This is a genomic window from Moorena producens PAL-8-15-08-1 (assembly GCF_001767235.1).
In the GTDB taxonomy this organism is placed as follows: Bacteria; Cyanobacteriota; Cyanobacteriia; order Cyanobacteriales; family Coleofasciculaceae; genus Moorena; species Moorena producens_A.
In genome coordinates this window covers 8790208-8810224 of sequence record NZ_CP017599.1, presented here as the reverse complement: position 1 = coordinate 8810224, position 20017 = coordinate 8790208, and the positions used below count along the sequence as shown (strand labels likewise).

Here is a 20017-nt window from a genome sequence, read left to right as displayed (position 1 = left end):
TTTGATCCAGTGGTGCGTTACGGGACGGATTTTCTTAAGCTACCGAGAAAATCAGGGCTCCCCCGTCCCTAACGCACCCTACGCAACTGGGTGCATCTGCTAAAAGCTGTTTGATCCAATGGTGCGTTACGGGACGGATTTTCTTAAGCTACCGAGAAAATCAGGGCTCCCCCGTCCCTAACGCACCCTACGCAACTCTTGCCTCTTGCCTCTTGCCTCTTGCCTCTTGCCTCTTGCCTATTCCCTGTTCCCTGTTCCCTGTTCCCTAAAACAATTGAAAAGACTATCAGTGGACCTATGGTTTTAATTAAACAACTAAAAATATCAAACCCAATTAAAGACTGCTTACCAACAAATACAGTTAGTGAGGAGTCTCTGCGGCTGTCTGTACTAACTCAGTTTTTTCCTCCTGACTATGCGGCTACTGGCCAGCTTATTCAAGAGTTGGTGATGCAATTGGGCAAACAAGGTATGGATATTAAGGTGTTTACTGGGCAACCAGGCTATGCCTTTGAGACTGCCACTGCACCAATGTATGAGAAGTTGGGAAAAATACAAATTAAGCGATCGCGTGCGTCTCAACTGTGGCCTCAGCACATTCGTGGCAAGGCTATGAATGGCTTAATTTTTGCTGTGCGAGCGTTTTTGCACTTAGTTAAAAACTGTCGTCGTCGTAATTTGGTGTTATTAACGACTGCGCCACCGTTTTTCCCTGTGGTTGCTTACCTGGCTCGTAAGATTTTTGGTATGCGCTATGTTTGCCTAATTTACGATTTCTATCCAGACATTGCTGTAGAATTAGGAGTGATTGGTCACAATCATCCCTTGGCTCGATTTTGGAGAGGTCTCAATCGTCGGGTTTGGCGTAAAGCGGAGGCAATTATTGTGCTCAGTTCAGCCATGAAGCAACGAGTGATAAATACTTGTCCTAAACTAGCTAACAAGGTGGCGGTGATTCACAGTTGGGCTAACCCAGATGTGATTGTACCACTGCCCAAGCCAGATAACTGGTTTGCCCAGAAGCACAACTTAGTGAATAAGTTTACGGTGCTTTACTCTGGTAATATGGGGCGCTGCCATGATATCGACACGATTCTTGAGACTGCTAAATTACTGAAAGACGAACCGATTCAGTTTGTCTGTATTGGTAGTGGCGCGAAGCGAGAAGCCTTAATAGAGGACGTGAAGCGCTTAGGCTTAACTAATTTTCTGTTTTTGCCCTACCAAGACAAAGAGGTGCTGCCCTACTCCTTAACCGCTTGCGATCTCTCCTTAGTCAGTGTGATGCCTGGTATGGAAACCTTAGTGGCTCCTAGCAAACTCTACTCCGCGTTAGCGGCTGGGGTTCCGGTGACGGTGATTTGCTCTCGGGAGGCATACTTAACTGAGCTGATCGCCAAGGCTAAGTGCGGTGCCAGCTTCGTGAATGGAGACAGCCAAGGTCTGGCTGACTATATCCGCTCTCTGGCCGCTAATCAGGCGTTAGTCAAGTCCCTAGGTCAGGCTGGTCGTGAGTATTTATTAGAGAATTTTACCCCTGAGGTGATTGCTAAACAGTACGATCAGGTTCTTTGTGAAGCCTTGAGTGGGGAGTAGGGAGTAGGGAGTAGGGTGTGGGGTGTGGGGTGTGGGGTGTGGGGAGATGGGGGAGATGGGGAGATGGGGAGATGGGGAGATGGGGAGATGGGGAATGGGCATCTTGGTAGAACTGGCATCTTGCCAGTGTCAATATCTTTTCGGGGGGGGAGGATGGCCAGTGGCATCTTGGTAGAACTGGCATCTTGGTAGAACTGGCATCTTGGTAGAACTGGCATCTTGCGTGGAACTGGCATCTTGCCAGTGTCAATATCTTTTCGGGGGGGGAGGATGGCCAGTGGCATCTTGGTAGAACTGGCATCTTGGTAGAACTGGCATCTTGGTAGAACTGGCATCTTGCCAGTTTCAATATCTTTTCGGGGGGGGAGGATGGCCAGTGGCATCTTGGTGGAACTGGCATCTTGGTAGAACTGGCATCTTGGTAGAACTGGCATCTTGGTAGAACTGGCATCTTGGTAGAACTGGCATCTTGGTAGAACTGGCATCTTGGTAGAACTGGCATCTTGCCAGTGTCAATATCTTTTCGGGCGGGCAGGATGGCCACTCTACTGGGGCTATTTCCCATGAGGTACAAAGGGATCCCCCTAAATCCCCCTTAACAAGGGGGACTTTGAGGTTTATAAGTCTAGCTCATAAATGCAATAACTGCTATATCGCCTGATCAGGTAAACAGGATTTTTTGCCTCTTGCCTCTTGCCTCTTGCCTCTTGCCTCTTGCCTGTTCCCTGCTCCCTACTCCCTACTCCCTACTCCCCATGATGTTGACTTATGGGCTGTTTTTTGATAGTATTATTCACCGGAATTACTTTTTAATAAAATTCAAGTAAAGATTAAACAATTTTCTCTCAATAATTATATCAATTATTCTAATTATGAGGTATTTTGCTGATCCTTTTAAGCGAAAGGTCAGAATTAATAAGGTCTTAAATGCAATCAGCGTAATCTTCGCCAATAAAGACTTTAGCTCATAGGTATAGGGCTACGCCCAAGGGCAAAAGGCAAGAGGCAAAAGGCAAAAGGCAAAAGGCAAAAGGCAAGAGGAACGGGTGCATCTCATTTTTGTTGTTTGACAAGGTGGTGCGTTACGGGGCGGGCTGTCTAAACCCTGGCTACGAGGCGGAAAATGAGGCCCCCCCTAACACACCCTACGCAACTTTTTTACAAATATGAGATGCACCCAGAGGAACCCACCCCTAACCCCTCCCAGGAGGGGAAGGCAAGAGGCAAAAGGCAAAAGTTTACTACAACAGCTTTTGCTGCTTGTATCAATGTCCTAAGCTTAATGCGTAGCGATATATAATCAATGCTATATTACATAAATTTAGTAAATTATCCTGAAAGCTCTAGGTTACTAAGAATACAGAATTAGTGCTTAAATAATCACCACTAATTTAACGAAATAATTTTATAGTTTGCTTAGGCAATGAGCGGATATTTATACAAATTAAGTACCTCAAATTTTATCAAAAAAATAAACATGATTACTAAATATTCCTGAAAAATACAGATTAATTAGAATAACTAATTGGGGGTTAACTACTAAGGTTTGATTGACTGATTTGTTTAAGAGATAATCGTAAACTATCAGCTTTCAGCCATCAGCTATCAGCTATCAGCTATCAGCTATCAGCTATCAGCTATCAGCTATCAGCTTTTGAATAAGCGATGCAGCAAGGGAACAGGGGGTTTCCCCCATGAGCGACTGCATCAAGACAACAGGTAAGCATTTGAGTTAAGTCACAGGCTGGAAGCCTGTGCCACGGCTGAAGGCTGACGGCTGTTCGCGTAGCGTGGCCTTTGGCCAAGGCTAAAAGCTGACCACTGACCACTGAACACAGTTGAGGAAACAGGCAAGATGCCTGTTCTACTGACTACTAACCGCTAAAACTAAATACTAGCTAGTTATTACTATCTAGAACCTTACATTTAGGAGTGGGCTTCGATGGTCCTATTGATCTCAGTCTCTCCCCACACCACTTTTCATTAGTTGTGATGTCAACAGCAGGAAAGTGATTAAGGGGGAGAGTGTGTCTATGGTTTTAGGGAGTAGGGAGTAGGGAGTAGGGAGTAGGGGGAAGAGTTTCAGGGTAAGCTATAGCGCTACGCGCAAGGCAAGAGGCAAGAGGCAAGAGGCAAAAGTTGACTACAAAAGTTTTTTACCTTTTATCAATGTCCTAACCTTAATGGGTATTGCTATATCAGGGCATTGCTGAGGGGCGGAATGAATAGGAGTGGGGTGGGCATCCTGGCTGCCGGAAAAATGAAACAGGCAAGATGCCTATTCTACGGTTGGGACAGTGGCAAGATGCCAGTTCTACCGTTGAGGAAACAGGCAAGATGCCTGTTCTACGGTTGGGATACTGGCAAGATGCCAGTTCTACGGTTGGGATACTGGCAAGATGCCAGTTCTACGGTTGGGATACTGGCAAGATGCCAGTTCTACGGTTGGGACAGTGGCAAGATGCCGGTTCTACCGTTGCCTCCCGATTCTAAGAGGATATCTGAAAAGTTGTTTTATACTGAATTTTGCCCCCCTAGCCCCCCAACTTTGGGGGGAACAAGAGTCTATTTGCTTCTACAAGTCCCCCAAAATTGGGGGATTTAGGGGGCTTGGATGTAGCAAATGAGACTTCTCAGACAACCTCTAAATTCTAATACCAAAAATCAAAAGTCATGACATACATAAAGATGGCTAAACCCAATGTATATGGTTATTTTTTTATTGTAAGTATGACACTACTTTTGAAAACTGGTATAAATTCTAAATTCTAAATTCTTATAGCAATTATCTTTTCCATGAGGGACAAAGGGATCCCCCGTTGGTCCCCCTTAAAAAGGGGTAGGGCTGTTTCAAACTTTAGTAAGTTAACGATTATTGGAGATAGGGGGATAGGGGGATAGGGGGATAGGGAAATCAACTAAAATTTCCCGAAAAATACCCAAATTTAGTCATTAAAATCTGACGAATTAGCCACCTTCAATCAACTCAAATCACTAACAATTTGTTAACGGCCTTCGAGGAAGGTTAGATAAATTTGCCCAAAATCCTGAGTATTCGCGCTCCTTTTCTCCCCATCTCCCCATCTCCCCATCTCCCCATCTATTTTTGGCGAGAATGAAACAGCCCTGCTTAAAAAGGGGGACTTTGAGGTTGATAATTGTACCTCATAAATGCCATAAACGCTAGAATTCTTAATTCTTCATTCTAAATTCTAAATTCCCTACTCCCTAATCCCTACACCCTACACCCTACCCCCTACTCCCTACTCCCTACTCCCTGCTCCCTGCTCCCTGCTCCCTACACCCTACACCCTACACCCTACCCCCTACTCCCTAATGCCACCATCAACACCTCAAACCAAACGATGTCAACGCAACCGGAAGCGTTCTAAACGAAGAGCTATTTTATGTCCGATTCATGGTTGCTACCTTGATAGCGTTAGTCAAAAGTATCGGTTGTTTGCTGACCGGCCAGGACAACTTCAGGAGCGTGGTGTTAAACCAAAATATGCCTTGATGCTGATAGCGAGTAAAACTACAGTAGCTATCGAAGGAGAATGGCTAGAGGCTTTTTGGTGTAGTGAGTGCCAGGAAACTAAGTGGTATCACGTGTGCAAGAGTGGCGATCGCACTTATAAGGTATCGTTGGCTCCGGCTGAGTTATGGCAGCAGGTAACAGGGGTGATCGATCCGAATGGGAATTCTTCTGTGGGGGAGTTTACTCGTAGGCAGTCTAAACGAATTGGTTTTTATGGGGTTAAGGATTTTGGGGCAATTTAGTTTTTTAGGTTTATGAGTAGTTAGGATAAATTGCTATTTTATGGAAATTTCAAATTTTTTCAAAACCTTCAATCTTTATAAAATTTAACAAAAGACAAACGGTATTAAAATTGCGGAGAGTAATATCTCCCATTGACTTAAACCAAACCCAGGTAATTTTATGAATAAGCAAAATAGAGAATTGGAAGCTGTTATAGGCCATATCGTTGACTTATATCGAATTTTTGGATTTAAATTTTCAAATCCCCACAGCTACACTAAGTTTCGGCAGATAAAAAGTTTACAGAAAAAGACTCAATCGAAGGTGTTAGTGGAGACAGGAACCTATCTTGGTGTAACGACAAATCGTTGTGCTCCCATATTTCAAAAGATTTATACGGTTGAACTTGACAAGGTATTAGCAGAGAAAGCCCGAAATTTTCTATCTCGACATAAACATATTGAAGTTCTCGAAGGAGATGGCCTTGATCAATTACCCAAAGTTTTGGCAAGTGACGATATTGATAATGTTCTGATCTTTCTAGATGGCCATGCATCCGGTGGTGATACAGCCTGTGGAGATTTACCAGAGCCAGCTATCGAAGAGCTAAAAACGATTGCTCGCTATAAGAGTAAGGTTAATGCTGTCATTATTGATGACTTTAGAACATTTGGCACTGATGCTGGTTTTCCGAAAAAATCAGCTATATTTAATGCACTCGAAGACAATTTTAGTGAATATGATATCACTGTCCACTTAGATCAAATTTTGATAGTTCTGCGATCGAAAATTACAGCATAGCAACAACTTACCTTAACAGATAAATACTATTATGGAAAACTCTATATTTTTGAAGGGTAGGCTCAGGATAGCAGTAACTTTACCCTATAGATTAATTTTAGGAATAACCGGTGTCAATCCAATCAATATTTTGGCAAGTATTCGAGGCTTACTTGGCTATATTAAGGATCTGATTCAATACATCTCCGCTCAATCCTCAAGTAATTCTTTTAATATTCACTTACATCATCTACATCCTTTTCTCAGTGATCGATATTCAGATGCAGGGGTAGCCAAAGGTGATTATTTTCACCAAGACCTGTGGGTAGCCAGAAAAATCTATGAAGAACAACCCAAAGAGCATTGGGATGTAGGCTCTCGCATCGATGGCTTTGTCGCTCATTTACTGACTTTTCGTTCTATCAATGTTATTGACATTCGTAAACTTGAATCCGATCTCGAAGGTCTAAATTTTTATCAAGGGGATGTAACTAGCCTTGATTTACCTGATGGCTCAATATCTTCATTATCTTGCTTACATGCAATGGAACATATTGGTCTAGGACGTTATGGAGATCCTATTGATCCCATGGGTCATATCAAAGGAATACTAGAGCTTCAGCGTATACTAGCACCTAACGGAAAGCTATTTTTTTCTGTACCAATTGGTAGAGAAAGAGTCGAGTTCAATGCTCAACGAGTTTTTGATCCAAATACAATTATTAAAGCTTTTTCAGAACTAAATCTCATTGATTTTGCTGCTGTTAATGAAGCTGGAAACTTGATATATCCCGCTGATTATAGTGACTTTCAAAAGGTACGTCGTGCTTGCGGTATATTTGTTTTTCAGAAGAGTTAATTGGTTTCTACTATTTCCTATTTACACTTTAGAGAGTCAGAGTCATCTAGAAAATTATCAATATACTAAAATATAGTTTGCATAACAATTTTAAATTTGGTAAGGAACAAATTCTTGGATTTTAGGAAGCAGGGAGTGTGGAGTAGGGAGTAAACATAACAAAATTAAATGTACATACTAAAAAAATCTATAACTTTAGTGGCGCTACTTTTTGAATATTTGTTATCTTATAAAAAAATAAAAACGCTCCCAAAAACAAGTAATTTATATTGATAATGTTAAAACGATTAGTTGTTAAACTTCAACATTATAACCCAAATGTCAAAAAAGTATTAAAGAATAGTTCGTGGTTAGTTGCACAAAGAGCAATCCGTATAGTATTAGAGCTTTTTGTAGGAATTTGGTTAGCTAGATACTTAGGAGTTGAGGAGTTTGGAATTTATATTTATGCATTATCATTTGTAGATTTATTTGCTCCTCTTTTTCATTTAGGCTTACCGAACATTGTAGTGCGAGACATTGTTCGTCAACCTAGTTCCATGAATGAAATCCTAGGCACTACATTTATACTTAAATTAATTGGTGCAATAATTAGTTTTTTTCTAGCATTAAGTATAATCATGTATCTTCGCCCCGGAGATACATTATTTCACGTTTTAATTGGAATCATAGCAGTCGGCAAAATAGTTAATGCATTTGAAGCTATTGATTTTTGGTTCCAATCGCAAATTAAGTCAAAGTATGTAGCGATCAGTAAAATAACAGCATACTGTTTGGTAAGTTTATTAAAAGTTTTTTTAATAAAAGTTCAAGCTCCATTAATTGGTTTTGTAATTGCATTTGTCTTAGAAACTGTTATTAGCTCTATAATGTTAGTTATAAACTATAGAGTTTCTGGATTATCTCTTAAGTCTTGGTCATTTAATATACAAAGAGCTAAAAGTATACTTAATGAATCTTGGCCAGTTTTACTTTCTGCAACTGCCATCATAATTCAATCTAGAATCGATCAGGTGATGTTAGGACAAATGATTAATGAATCTGAACTTGGACAATATTCTGTAGCAATGCGTTTAATAGAGGCTGTTGCATTTGTTCCAGGTATTATTTGTCAATCTATGGCTCCTGTGATCTCAAAATCAAAACTTATTAGTAACCAATTGTATTACGATAGATTGACAAATCTATATAGATTAATGTTTATTATATTTGTCATCACTGCGGTTCCAATTTTCATTTTTTCTCGTCCAATAGTTTTACTATTATATGGTCAAGAGTATACTCTAGCAAGTCAATTATTGCCACTTTTTTCAATAAGGTTATTTTTTACTAATTTTGGTGTAGCAAAAAATTTATTTATAGCAAATGACAGTTTATTTTTGTATTCATTAATAACTGGTTTATTAGGTGCAGTTACCAATATTGTTTGCAATTATATTTTGATTCCAAGATATGCATCTATTGGTGCTCTATGGGCAACTATATTTTCCTTTGGAGTTATGACATTTGTTTCTGATATTTTTTATCCAAGAATATATAGTAATTTTCGCGCTATGATCATAGGAATATTGACACCTTTTAGATTAAAAATAAATTCTAAAAAAAATTAGTATTATTTTTTTAAATTATAGCACTTTTAAATTTAAATAATTAACATGAACTCACATAAAAAGCTGATAATTTTTACTCAAGGTGGGGGTAGATTTGGAAATCAGTTGATTAATTATGGTCATTTAATTGCATTTATTCTTGAACACTCTAATGAGTATGATTTGATTAATATGGCATTTTGGCCTTATGCCCATCTTTTAGAAAATTTATCAGAAGACAAAAGATGCATAATTCCTAGTAGTCATGAAAAGTGTAAAAATTTTGATAATTTAAATAATTTTTTAAGGCTTTTTCCCAATAAAATATCAAAATTAATAAAAAGTAATCTAATAGATATACTATGTGTTTACGCTGCTATTGATCCTGGTATGCAATCAATCATTGTAGGAGATAAAAGACTGTCATCTTTCTCTAGCTATGAAAAAATAGATAAACTATCTTTAGATAATATGAACGATATAAAGTTTTTTGAAAAAGCAAATATAACACTTTTAAGTGGATGGCCAATAAGAAGTTGGTCATTATTTAGAAAACATCAGTCGTTGATTAGAAGTTATTTAAGATTTAATTCAATTTATACAAATGTCGCTGATGAATTTATTAAAAAATTAAGAAAAAACTATGATTTTTTAATTGGTGTTTTAATCAGACAAGGTGACTACCGCCAATATGCCAATGGAAGATTTTTTTTTGATACTAATCAATATATAAACTGGATAATTGAGGCCAAAAAATTATTCAGTGAGTTTGGTAGTGTTGGTTTTATTGTTACTTCGGATCAGCCACAATACCACATGAAATTTGATGGATTGGATGTTGTTTTTGCTACAGGTATAGCTGGTGCCTCTGGGCATTATGTTGAAAGTATAGCTGAGTTATCACAATGCGACTTAGTTATGACTCCACCCAGTACATTTGGTACTTGGGCTGGGTTTATGGGCAATACACCTATACTTCCATTATATGATAAATCACAACCGATTAGTAAAAATGAAATTTTTAAAAATCATATCTTTGATGCTATTTTACATTCGCATATGTCAATAGGAGTTAAATAAATAAAATTATTAATATTTTTTTTGGATTATTTATTATCATGAAAAATATAAAAAAAAATTATACTTTATACCATGTTTAGCAATTAGTTTATATTTTCAGGGATTTCAGTTATATTTTTATGTTACTGGTTTGATAAATTTCAAGCCACAGTGGCTGACAGCGTTATATCAAATATTATTATTGATAATTACTGTTTGCAGTTTTTGGATAGCTAAAGATAATAAACAAAAATTATTATCTTTAGGCGGATTGGAAACTTTATATTTATTATTTTTTAGTTTAGTTATAATTGATTATAACTCTTTAGCAACAAAACAATATCAGATTCCTCAATTTTTATTTATTTATTTTACTTGTTATAGTTTTTCTCTATTTATCTCAAGAGCACTATTGTTTAAACAAATAAAAATAATATTTTATTGTACCAATATCTTAACTTGGGTGACTTCAATTTTACTTTTATCTCAACTATTGAGCGGTTCAGCTTCGTTTACCGGTGATGGTGTTAGACTGGTTGCAGGTTCATCCAATAATCCTATAAATACTGGTTACTTAGGTGCTTATTGTTGTACTACTAGCTTGATTATTTTTTTTACAAATAAAGTTAAAATAAGCGTTAAAATATATTCTGTTTTAGCTTTTATAACAGGTTTTTATATTACCCTCCTTTCCGGAACTAGAAGTGCTTTAATTTTTTGCTGTATAAGTATTTTTTTAATACTAATAGCAATGATTTGGTTAAAAATATCTCCTTCATATCAAAGCATAAAAACAACTAATCAAACTATTTTTTTTAATAATTTGATTATTCTATTATTGGGATTTAGTTTAATAACTTTTACTTTGTCATCAAATCTTGCTGATAATTTGTGGGGTGCAGATAACCTTTGGATGCAAAATGTATCAGACCAATTTTCTAGACTGGGCACAATATCATCAATTTTTTTTGGTGATGAATATACAAAATTAGATGATTCAGCTAGTGGAAGAGTAATATTATATAACAATGCAATTAGTATTTTTATTGAAAATCCAATTTTTGGAGGTGGTATATATTCGGCGGGTAATGTACATAATGCTTTTCTACAGTCAGCAAGTGAACTTGGTATCTTAGGTTTACTAACATTTTCAATTCCTTTTTTTTATTTAGGGTTGTTGTGTATTAAAAATTTTTTTACAATTAACTTAAGTACTAATTTTTATTACAAAAATAGTGATTATTGGACTATAAATTTATTTTGTGTGATTTTATTTATTCAGGCAACTTGTTTATGGAGCTTTCATGGAGACCCTTATAGAAGCTATATACCTTTATGTGCAATAGGTATACTAATCTCTTATTTTAAATTACCTGTTTTCAATAAAAAAAGAAGTAAATATAAAAACAAATTATATAGATAATCTGATAATTTATATTATAGTTAAATCAATAAAAAATATAAATTTAATGATATAAAACATATACAGTATTTTGCCATTAAGTTAGGTATAAAGTTCTGTTTTTTTAGGGAGCAGGGAGCAGAGAGCAGGGAGTAGGTAAGAGGCAAGATAGAAAACAATCCTGTATACCTGATAGTTATGCAAACCGCCGTAATCAAAATAATCAAAATAAAAAATTTTATTTTGATTATTTTGATTAATTGCAAAGTCAAAAAAATAGGTATAAAAATGAAGTTACAACAAATACCGCGTAAGGTCGTAGACAAGTTATATAATAATGCCTATAGGTTGTTCGGTTGGGACAAAATATCACTTACAAAAATCAACAATCGAAATGATTTGAAAGAGATTGGAACAAAGTACGGAGGCTGGGTAGTTCCAGCTAGCCTACTTGATGCAAGCTCTATTTGTTATTGTGTTGGATGTGGTGAAGATATATCCTTTGATATTGGCCTGATTAATCAATTTGGTTGCGATGTCTTTGCCTTTGACCCCACTCCGCGAGCCATCAAGTATGTCCAAAAAGTGGCTGGCAATAATTCTAAATATCATTTTTTTGAAATAGGGCTATGGAACAAAGAAGATACGTTGAAGTTTTACGTTCCACAAAATCCAGACCATGTTTCTCACTCTCTTATAAATCTTCAAAAAACTTCTGATTATATAGAAGTTAAAGTAAAAAGACTCCGACAAATTATGGAAGATATTGGTCATAAAAAAATTGACCTTATCAAAATAGATATAGAAGGAGCATAATACAAAGTCATTGAATCCATAATTGAAGACTGTATTGATATCAAAGTTATTTGTATTGAATATGATGAGTGTTGTAATCCACTTAATGATCAATATCAAAAAAGAATTGAAAGATCAGTAAAAAGTTTGCTTGACATTGGCTATGAGTTGGTTTATTCACAAGGTAATGGAAACTATACCTTTGTAAAAAAATGCTAATATAGCGTTTCTAGGACTCATGAGGTACACATAATTGTTTCACTCTTGGCTCTTAGCTCTTGGCTCTTGCTTAATCCCTGCTCCCGTCTTGATGCAGTCGCTCATGGGGGAAACCCCCAAGACCGCGCTACATCGCTGCTCCCTGCTCCCTAAAAACCAAAAATTTGTACCTCACAAGTCGTATAATTGCTATATTTTGATATCTTATGGTTTCAATAGTTGTTCTATTTACTAATTATGGTCCTTATCATTTAGCAAGATTAGAAGCTTTTCATAAAGTATGTCAAAAAGAAGCCTGGAGTTTAAATTGCATTGAGCTAGCGCGAGTGGAAGCCCTTTATCCTTGGAGAGCCTCTCTTAAGGAATTACCTTTAAAGTTTACAACATTAGTGCATGACCGTCCTCTCGAATCAGTAAATACAATATCACTTATCTCTTGCTTAATTAAAGCACTTTATCAAATTAATCCAGATGTGATTGCTATTGCTGGTTATGCCCAACCTCCTATGTTTGCTGCATTAGCTTGGAGCATTTTAAACAATAAAAAAGCAATTCTTTTATCAGCTAGCAAGGAAGATGATTTTCAACGTAATCTAATTGTTGAAAAAATCAAAAGCCAAATTGTAAAATGCTACAATAGCGCGTTAGTTGGAGGAAAACCTCAAAAAAGGTATCTAGCCAAACTAGGTATGTTATCGGAGTCCATTAAATTAGGATACAATGTTGTAGGAAATGATTCATTGAATCCCTTGATAATTAAAAAATTGCCAAGTCCGCTAAAAAGACATTATTTTCTTGCAGTTAATAGATTTGTTCCAAAAAAAAACCTTTTTACTTTATTGGAGGCCTATGTTAACTATCGCCAAGCTTCTCCAGAACCTTTTTATGATTTAGTTCTATGTGGTGATGGTGAACTACGTCCGCAAATTGAACAGCAAATTGCTGAACTAAATTTACAAGACTCCGTTCATTTACCTGGCTTTCTTCAACAAGATCAACTCTTACCATACTTTGCCCATGCAAACTACTTTATCCATGCCAGTATCCAAGAGCAGTGGGGATTAGTAGTAAACGAAGCAATGGCAGCAGGTTTACCAGTGCTTGTATCTAACCGCTGCGGTTGCTTTGAAGATTTAGTAATTGAGGGTGTTAACGGTTTTGAATTTGACCCCGAAAACCCTCAACAAATTACCGAATTAATGCTCAAAATGAGTTCGGGAGAAATTAACTTAGAAAAAATGGGTAAAGCATCTTTAGAACATATTCATAAATTCTCACCTGATTATTTTGCTGAAGGATTGATGCAAGCTGTTCAATACGCTTTAGAACACTAGAAACCAATGAAAATCCTCATTGTTATTCCTGCTTTGGGAAATGTCTATGGTGGAACATCCAAAATTGCCATTGAATTAGCCCAAGCACTTGGTAAACATAACCTTGATGTTGATATAGTTACCACAGATGCTAATGGTACTACAAGATTAAATGTTCCACTGCATACCTGGGTTAAAGAGAAATACTATCGAGTTCAATACTTTCCCTATTGGGGATTGAACGACTATAAAATGAGTTGGTCATTGACTCGATGGTTGTTTCAACAAATAAAGCACTACGATGTAGTACATACAATAGCTATTTTTTCTATTCCTACTTTAATTGCTCACTGGATTTGCCAGCTTTACGGCATTCCATACGTGATGAATCCTCAAGGAATGCTTGAACCTTGGGCACTCTCCTACAAAGCGTGGAAAAAGCGCATTTACTATAGTATAGTCGAAAAACCTGTTCTTCAACGTGCCAGTGTAATCCAAATGCTATCATCAGCTGAAGCTGATAATATCAAGTTACTTAACCTGAAACCTCCTCAAATAATCATTCCCAACGGGTTACATCGTCAAGACTTTGAACAACTCCCTAATCCTGAACTTTTTTATAAACAGTTTCCAGCTACTAGTAACAAAACTCTGATTTTTTTCTTAGGACGTATCGACCCCAAAAAAGGATTAGACTTGCTAGCCACAGCTTTTGGTAAGATACATTCTAAATTTTCCGACACTCACCTAATTATTGCAGGTCCTGATAACATTGGCTTTCTACCTACGGCCAAAGACTACTTTGCTAACGCAGGTTGCCTTGATGCTGTTACCTTTACAGGGATGCTAACAGGCTCTCTTAAATCTGCTGCCCTTGCCGCTGCTAGTATTTATGTTGCTCCTTCCTACTCTGAAGGGTTTAGTATGTCTGTGCTAGAAGGTATGGCTTCAGGTTTACCTTGCGTCATTACCACAGGCTGCAATTTCCCTGAAGCAGCTACTGCCAAAGCTGCTCATATCGTTGATATTGACGCCAATGCTATTTCTGAAGCTTTAATCAAATGTTTGAAAGCTCCCCAAGAGGCTCAAGAAATGGGTGTTCGCGCTCGTAAATTCATCCTAGAAAACTATACCTGGGACAGAATTGCGACAAAAATGATTGAAGCTTACACCTCCATTATTAACAAAAATTTAGTTTCTCCCTAAAAACTAATAACAAGGTAATTATGACACAATATCTAAAAGAATATGAGTATTTATACCAAAGTAATACTTTAACAAATGCCCATGGATTTTTGGCTACTCCACTACTATCAATGCTTGCAGAAAAAGCTAAAGCTAAATGGGGGGGGTAAACTTCGAGTTCTCGACATTGGATGCGGAAATGGTAGCCTCAGTAATCTAATTGCTCAACAAGGCTACGAAGTTGTTGGTATGGAAGAGTCTCCTTCAGGCGCAGAAATTGCCAGTCAAAATTTTCCTAATTGCCAGTTTATTCAAGCCAGCATTTATGATTCACCCAAAGCCGAGCTTTTGCTTTTGACGTTGTTATTGCAGTTGAGGTTATTGAGCATTTTTTTTATCCCAAAGAATTAGTACGATTGGCTCGAAAATGTATAAACCCAGGAGGACATTTAATTATAACTACACCCTATCACGGGTATTTAAAAAATCTTGTTCTTGCTGTTTCCGGCAAAATGGATCCTCACTTCCATGTATTTTGGGATGGAGGTCACATTAAATTTTTCTCAGTTAAAACCTTAAGCAAGCTTTTGGAGACAGAAGGCTACACAGATATTCAATTCAAGTTTGCTGGTAGATTGCCATACCTATGGAAGTCCATGTTGTGTTGCTCTAAACTTAAATAAATCAGATTAAAATGCGATTATCTGTAATCGTTTTAACATACAATGAAGCCCTAAACTTACCAACCTGCTTGGCTAGCTTAAAATCCCTAGATGCAGAAATATTTATCGTAGACTCTGGCAGTACTGATCAAACAGTTGAAATTGCCAAACAAGCAAACTGCCAAGTTTTTTACCATCCCTGGGAAAATTATGCCAAACAACTCAACTGGGGGCTAGAAAACCTACCCATTAAAACTCCCTGGGTAATGCGACTGGATGCTGATGAACGACTCACTCCTGAATTAGCAGCAGAACTCAAACATGTTTTACCCCAAACTCCAGAGGAAACTACCGGCTATCAAGTCAAACGTCGCGTTTTTTTCATGGGACGGTGGATTCGTAATGGTGGTTACTATCCTACCTGGTTACTCCGGGTCTGGCGCACCGGAATAGGTACCTGCGAACAACGCTGGATGGATGAACATATTGTCCTATCTCAAGGCAAAGTTGCTAATCTCAACCATGACATTATCGACGAAAATCACAAAGGCTTAAACTTCTGGACAGATAAGCATAACCGGTATGCTGACCGAGAAGTAAAAGATATGCTAGGTGCAATTGCCGATGGCAATGATGATTTGTTGAAAGACAGTCAACATTCTCAAGCCACTCAGCGGCGGTGGATCAAAACAAATCTTTATGCACGATCGCCCCTGTTTTTGAGAGCCTTTATTTACTTCTTACTGCGTTATGTCATCGGCTTAGGCTTTTTGGATGGTAAAGAAGGAATGATTTTCCATTTCTTGCAAGGTTTTTGGTATCGCTTTTTAGTTGATGCTAAAATTTATGAGATCCAATTGAGAAATAAAACCTTGACTAGCAACTAGGGTACAGCGGTTTTAAATGTTTCAGGTTTCAGGGAGCATAAAGCAGGGAGCAGGGAGCAGGGAGCAGGGAGCAGGGAAGAGGGAAGAGGGGAAAAATCCTGCTTACCTCTGTATTGCTATGAAAAACGCTATTATAGTAGGGTATGGTAAGTCCGGGAGATAGGAAGTCAAATATTTCAGAAATGCGGTATTAGCGTTTCCTAGTTTAGTCAGGTACATCTCAATTCTCTTCCCCACTCGCTGCTCCCTACAACATAACCCTACGGGAAAATCATTGTATTCTACCCATGAAAGGAAAACTATCATCACGCCGACCTTTCATCAATAAACCCCGCTTTAGCTACCCTCGCAAAACCCTAAGCAAAATCCGGGTAGCATTTACCCTCACCATCCTATTTATTACTCTTACCTTCATTCCCATTCGCCTAGGGCTGGCCCATCTCCAATCCCCCACCCCCCAGTTGATTCTCACCCTCGGTGGTGGTATCGCACGGGAAACATTTACAGCTGAGTTTGCTCAGCAACATCCTAACCTTGATATTTGGGTCTCTTCTGGAGTGGCTACCCCACAAGCCCAAAAGGTCTTTAAGGAAGCAGGTATTCCTGATCAGCGAGTACATCTTGATCGGCGTGCTATCGATACGGTCACCAACTTTACCTCCCTGGTTCAAGATTTCCAAACCCATCACATCCACCATGTCTATCTAATCACCTCAGACTTTCACATGCGTCGGTCGATTGCGATCGCCTTCTTTGTTTTCGGCAGTCACGGTATTGCCTTCACCCCTGTGGCCATTCCCTCCCAGCGGCCTGAGGAATCCTGGCTGCGAGTGCTACGGGATGTCGGGCGCTCGGTAGTCTGGATTGTCACTGGTCGTACTGGAGCGAGTCTTCAATATTATTTGAGAGCCTGACTCTTGGAGGGAGTCGGGAATCGGGAGCAGGGAGCAGGGAGCAGGGAGCAGGGAGCAGGGACTGAGGCCGTAGGCCACGCTACGCGCACGGAGCAGTGGAAAGAGGCAGTATTTAGAAATTATTGTTAATTAAATAGCCTCAAAACCCTGTCTTGATGCAGTCGCTCATGGGGGAAACCCCCAAGACCGTAATGGTGCGTTTGACCCATTAAGAATTAAATTCTTAATGGGTCAAACGCACCTCTGCATCGCTTGTAGAGTAAGCTTTTTGATTTTTTTAACTTGAAATTTAGCATAGCAGGTACTGAAGAACCCTAAAATTTTCTTACCCCTACTCCCTGCTCCCTGCTCCCTACTCCCTCTTTCCTACTCCCTACTCCCTACTCCCTATTCCCTACTCCCTACAATTGCTCTAGCTTTCTAATCAGAGCAATAATCATTCGACTTTCCTCTTTGAGTAAAGAAACAATCAATTCTATATCGTCTTGCTTAGATAGTCCTACTCTAGAGGATAAAATAAGATGTGTTTCTAATTCATTAATTGACCCTTGGGCAATATTAAGAAATCTGATGTACTCAGGGGTTGACCTTCTCCCATATCCCTCTGATATATTTGCTGGAATAGATACCGCAGCTCTCCTAATTTGTTGAACCATACCGTATAATTCATCTTTCGGAAAAAATTTAGTTAATAAATAACACTTTTCGGCTATATCCATGGCTTTTTGCCAAATTAGTAAGTCTTTAAAATTATTAATGTTTGACATTGATGGCAATTATTATTTGGGTGAGGTAGATGTTTTTAGGGAATAGGGAGCAGGGAGCAGGGAGTAGGGAGCAGGGAGGTTTATTTGTGTTGCTATATAGCCTTGATCATAGCTATGAAGTACACATTATTTTGTCCCTCTTACCTCTTACCTCTTCCCTCTTTCCTGCTCCGAACGCGCCCCGCGTGGCCTACGGCCTCAGCTCCCTTTTCCCTACTCACAATACTAACCTATATAAATTTGCCAAAAGTCCCTCTGCTCCCTGCTCCCTGCTCCCTTTTACCTCTTCCCTGCTCCCTACTCCCTACTCCCTACTCCCTAAAAATATGACTACTGACTTAAGTAAACCACCAGCCTTAGAATTAGCCCCCTTAGTTGATTTAAGCAAATACGACTCATCTCAATTTGACCGAGGGCGTCCCAGTTGGTTAGTCTTAATCTGGTGGTTGGTGCAAGCGATCGCATTTCCCTTAAGTCTTCATAACTTCAATGGTTTTCGCCGATGGCTGCTGCAATTATTTGGAGCCAAGATTGGTAAGAATGTCGTCATTCGACCGACTGCTCGTTTTACTTATCCCTGGAAAGTAGAAATTGGTGACTACAGTTGGATTGGGGATGATGTAGTGTTCTACAGCATCGATCGGATTCGTATTGGTAGTCACTGCATTATTTCCCAAAAATGTTACCTCTGTACCGGTAGTCACGATATCAAAGACCCAAGATTTGGGTTAATCACAGCTGAGATTCATGTTGGTAACGGAGCCTGGATTGCCACCGATTGCTTCGTTGCGCCCGGTGTCGAGATTGGAGCCAATGCCGTCATTGGTGCTCGCAGCAGTGTGTTTAGTAATATCCCAGAGCAGCAAGTATGCTGGGGGACACCAGCACGTGCTCGGTATCGAAGGGAAATAGGGAGTAGGGAGTAGGGAGTAGGGAGCAGGGACTTCGGAGCAGGGAGCAGGTAATAAATCCTGTATACTTTATTACTATGATAAATTCTATATATCCTTTCACCATAAGATAGTAATCGGATAACTTTCAAATGCTTTATCTTTCGTGATCACAGCCATGCCCTCTGCTAAACTTTGAGCAATGATCAGCCGATCGAATGGATCTTTGTGGTGAAAAAACAGCTTTGCTAATTCATCCAAATGTTCTGGTTTTATTTCCAACAATTCCATGGCATTTCCGTAAACTTCGCGCTTAACCAACTCAGTAAAAGGCATACGAAGTTGCAACTTGTTCATACTAACCTTGATGGAAATCTCCCAGAGACTCGCAACACTCAAAAATCTCTGGTTCCCTTGGTCTTCGATCACGTTTCTGGCAAGGTCACTGAGATTGAGGCTGCCCTCAATAAACCACAAAAATGTATGAGTGTCGAGTAGGAGCTTCATGGAGCGTATTCTACAAAATCTTCCAATGGCTCATCAAAATCCTCTGACATTTTCACTAACCCCTTAGCGCTACCAAACTTAGGGGTTGCTTGTACTGCCATCATTGGCACAATTCTAAAGGATTTCCCATCATTACCGAGGATGACAACCTCTTCTCCTGTTGCTGCTGCTTCAAGTAGTTCCGCGAGTTTAGCCTCAGCTTCTTTCACGTGAATTTGGTACATGATCACGGTTCCTGTCAGAGCCAACCCTTTGAGTATAGCAATTAGAAGGGAGCAGGGAGTAGGCATGCTAGCAATAGGCATGCTAGCAATAGGCAATAGTGTCGGAAGTGGCGGCCAGTGCAATGGTCTTCGCAAGTGTGGAAAGTGTGGGGAGCTGGGGAATCAGCTCAGCGTTACCTCTTGCCTCTTGCCTCTTGCCTCTTGCCTCTTAGCTACTCCCTGCTCCGAAGTCCCTACTCCCTTCAACCCACTGCAAAATCACTATACTGACGCATGAACGGAGTATGAAAGGCTAATACAATGTCAGACTTAGGAATTCCCACATCAGTCAGCTCATTTGCCACACCATATTCCGTCCCATCGTATTGAATCCAAATTTTATCGTTGATAATATCAATGTGAATCAAGCAGCCATAGACGCGGCGATGCTCTTCCCAACCCACACTAATTATTTGATAGTGGTCATTTTCCAGATCAAAGGAAGTATAACGGTCTATATCCCCAAACGAAGGTTTAATTTTGCTGTAATCGGTCAATATTTTTTTAATCGCTTCACGATACTGGTTTAATTTATCCATTGCACAATTACCTCCTGGTTAGGATCGAATA

25 protein-coding genes are annotated in these 20017 nt (G+C 38.9%); 19 read left to right on the top strand and 6 right to left on the bottom strand.

Features of this window, described 5'->3' with window-relative positions:
* Positions 1-110 precede the first annotated feature (110 nt).
* Positions 111-269 (top strand): hypothetical protein, encoded by a 159-nt coding sequence (locus tag BJP34_RS44990; RefSeq protein WP_158517588.1) that lies wholly within the window; start codon positions 111-113, stop codon positions 267-269.
* Entirely contained in the window at positions 199-1596 is a 1398-nt protein-coding gene (locus tag BJP34_RS32355) for a glycosyltransferase family 4 protein (RefSeq protein WP_229424131.1), read from the top strand. Before BJP34_RS44990 ends, BJP34_RS32355 begins: the two co-directional genes overlap by 71 nt.
* Here BJP34_RS32355 and BJP34_RS44985 read toward each other — a convergent pair.
* Positions 1563-2081, bottom strand: a complete 519-nt coding sequence (locus BJP34_RS44985) for a hypothetical protein (protein ID WP_070395874.1) — start codon at positions 2079-2081, stop codon at positions 1563-1565. The two genes, BJP34_RS32355 and BJP34_RS44985, sit on opposite strands and share 34 nt — an antisense overlap.
* Positions 2082-3236: 1155 nt before the next feature.
* On the bottom strand, positions 3237-3425 hold the full coding sequence (locus BJP34_RS41555; RefSeq protein WP_149031296.1) for a hypothetical protein: 189 nt from the start codon (positions 3423-3425) through the stop codon (positions 3237-3239).
* A 445-nt stretch (positions 3426-3870) separates the two neighbouring features.
* Here BJP34_RS41555 and BJP34_RS41550 point away from each other — a divergent pair, with 445 nt between their 5' ends.
* The 14 genes from BJP34_RS41550 (at position 3871) to BJP34_RS32285 (ending at position 17020) form a co-directional block, all read left to right on the top strand.
* A complete protein-coding gene (locus BJP34_RS41550; RefSeq protein ID WP_149031295.1) occupies positions 3871-4089 on the top strand; it encodes a hypothetical protein in 219 nt (72 codons plus the stop codon).
* An 843-nt stretch (positions 4090-4932) separates the two neighbouring features.
* Complete coding sequence (locus tag BJP34_RS32340; protein ID WP_070395872.1) at positions 4933-5376, top strand: hypothetical protein; 444 nt, start codon at positions 4933-4935, stop codon at positions 5374-5376.
* Between the two features lie 160 nt (positions 5377-5536).
* On the top strand, positions 5537-6157 hold the full coding sequence (locus BJP34_RS32335) for a hypothetical protein (RefSeq protein ID WP_070395871.1): 621 nt from the start codon (positions 5537-5539) through the stop codon (positions 6155-6157).
* 31 nt (positions 6158-6188) lie between these two features.
* On the top strand, positions 6189-6995 hold the full coding sequence (locus BJP34_RS32330; protein ID WP_083305461.1) for a DUF268 domain-containing protein: 807 nt from the start codon (positions 6189-6191) through the stop codon (positions 6993-6995).
* A gap of 275 nt (positions 6996-7270) precedes the next feature.
* Positions 7271-8605 (top strand): flippase, encoded by a 1335-nt coding sequence (locus tag BJP34_RS32325; protein WP_070395870.1) that lies wholly within the window; start codon positions 7271-7273, stop codon positions 8603-8605.
* A 45-nt stretch (positions 8606-8650) separates the two neighbouring features.
* The gene (locus tag BJP34_RS32320) at positions 8651-9664 is read left to right on the top strand and encodes an alpha-1,2-fucosyltransferase (protein ID WP_070395869.1); all 1014 of its coding nucleotides are present in this window, start codon (positions 8651-8653) and stop codon (positions 9662-9664) included.
* Positions 9665-9845: 181 nt separating this feature from the next.
* A complete protein-coding gene (locus BJP34_RS32315; RefSeq protein ID WP_070395868.1) occupies positions 9846-11066 on the top strand; it encodes an O-antigen ligase family protein in 1221 nt (406 codons plus the stop codon).
* Between the two features lie 177 nt (positions 11067-11243).
* On the top strand, positions 11244-11861 hold the full coding sequence (locus tag BJP34_RS32310) for an FkbM family methyltransferase (protein WP_070395867.1): 618 nt from the start codon (positions 11244-11246) through the stop codon (positions 11859-11861).
* Between the two features lie 404 nt (positions 11862-12265).
* Positions 12266-13393 (top strand): glycosyltransferase, encoded by a 1128-nt coding sequence (locus BJP34_RS32305; RefSeq protein WP_070395866.1) that lies wholly within the window; start codon positions 12266-12268, stop codon positions 13391-13393.
* A gap of 6 nt (positions 13394-13399) precedes the next feature.
* Entirely contained in the window at positions 13400-14578 is a 1179-nt protein-coding gene (locus tag BJP34_RS32300) for a glycosyltransferase (RefSeq protein WP_070395865.1), read from the top strand.
* A 75-nt stretch (positions 14579-14653) separates the two neighbouring features.
* Entirely contained in the window at positions 14654-14968 is a 315-nt protein-coding gene (locus BJP34_RS49720) for a class I SAM-dependent methyltransferase (protein ID WP_267876422.1), read from the top strand.
* Complete coding sequence (locus tag BJP34_RS49715) at positions 14923-15240, top strand: methyltransferase domain-containing protein (RefSeq protein ID WP_324611102.1); 318 nt, start codon at positions 14923-14925, stop codon at positions 15238-15240. The genes BJP34_RS49720 and BJP34_RS49715 overlap by 46 nt, the downstream gene beginning before the upstream one ends.
* 11 nt (positions 15241-15251) lie before the next feature.
* Positions 15252-16106 (top strand): glycosyltransferase family 2 protein, encoded by an 855-nt coding sequence (locus tag BJP34_RS32290; RefSeq protein WP_070395864.1) that lies wholly within the window; start codon positions 15252-15254, stop codon positions 16104-16106.
* A gap of 287 nt (positions 16107-16393) precedes the next feature.
* Entirely contained in the window at positions 16394-17020 is a 627-nt protein-coding gene (locus BJP34_RS32285; protein WP_070395863.1) for a YdcF family protein, read from the top strand.
* A 401-nt stretch (positions 17021-17421) separates the two neighbouring features.
* Here BJP34_RS32285 and BJP34_RS32280 read toward each other — a convergent pair whose 3' ends face one another.
* A complete protein-coding gene (locus BJP34_RS32280) occupies positions 17422-17787 on the bottom strand; it encodes a four helix bundle protein (RefSeq protein ID WP_070395862.1) in 366 nt (121 codons plus the stop codon).
* Positions 17788-17901: 114 nt separating this feature from the next.
* Between BJP34_RS32280 and BJP34_RS41545 the strand changes: the two genes are divergently transcribed.
* Positions 17902-18117 carry a hypothetical protein gene (locus tag BJP34_RS41545; RefSeq protein WP_149031294.1) on the top strand — a complete coding sequence of 72 codons (216 nt, stop codon included), beginning with the start codon at positions 17902-17904 and terminating at the stop codon, positions 18115-18117.
* Positions 18114-18713: a hormogonium polysaccharide biosynthesis acetyltransferase HpsU gene (hpsU, locus tag BJP34_RS32275; RefSeq protein ID WP_070396996.1), complete on the top strand. Its 600-nt coding sequence runs from the start codon at positions 18114-18116 to the stop codon at positions 18711-18713. The genes BJP34_RS41545 and hpsU overlap by 4 nt, the downstream gene beginning before the upstream one ends.
* A gap of 84 nt (positions 18714-18797) precedes the next feature.
* Here the strand turns inward: hpsU and BJP34_RS32270 are convergent, their stop codons facing one another.
* Together BJP34_RS32270 and BJP34_RS32265 are read right to left on the bottom strand one after the other, a co-directional pair.
* Positions 18798-19184, bottom strand: coding sequence for a type II toxin-antitoxin system VapC family toxin (locus BJP34_RS32270; protein ID WP_070395861.1), 387 nt, complete (start codon positions 19182-19184; stop codon positions 18798-18800).
* Positions 19181-19489 carry a type II toxin-antitoxin system Phd/YefM family antitoxin gene (locus tag BJP34_RS32265; RefSeq protein WP_229424130.1) on the bottom strand — a complete coding sequence of 103 codons (309 nt, stop codon included), beginning with the start codon at positions 19487-19489 and terminating at the stop codon, positions 19181-19183. Before BJP34_RS32265 ends, BJP34_RS32270 begins: the two co-directional genes overlap by 4 nt.
* Here BJP34_RS32265 and BJP34_RS41540 point away from each other — a divergent pair.
* Complete coding sequence (locus BJP34_RS41540) at positions 19473-19685, top strand: hypothetical protein (RefSeq protein ID WP_149031293.1); 213 nt, start codon at positions 19473-19475, stop codon at positions 19683-19685. The genes BJP34_RS32265 and BJP34_RS41540 overlap by 17 nt on opposite strands.
* Here BJP34_RS41540 and BJP34_RS32260 read toward each other — a convergent pair.
* On the bottom strand, positions 19651-19986 hold the full coding sequence (locus BJP34_RS32260) for a XisI protein (protein WP_070395860.1): 336 nt from the start codon (positions 19984-19986) through the stop codon (positions 19651-19653). The two genes, BJP34_RS41540 and BJP34_RS32260, sit on opposite strands and share 35 nt — an antisense overlap.
* Between the last annotated feature and the right edge of the window lie 31 nt (positions 19987-20017).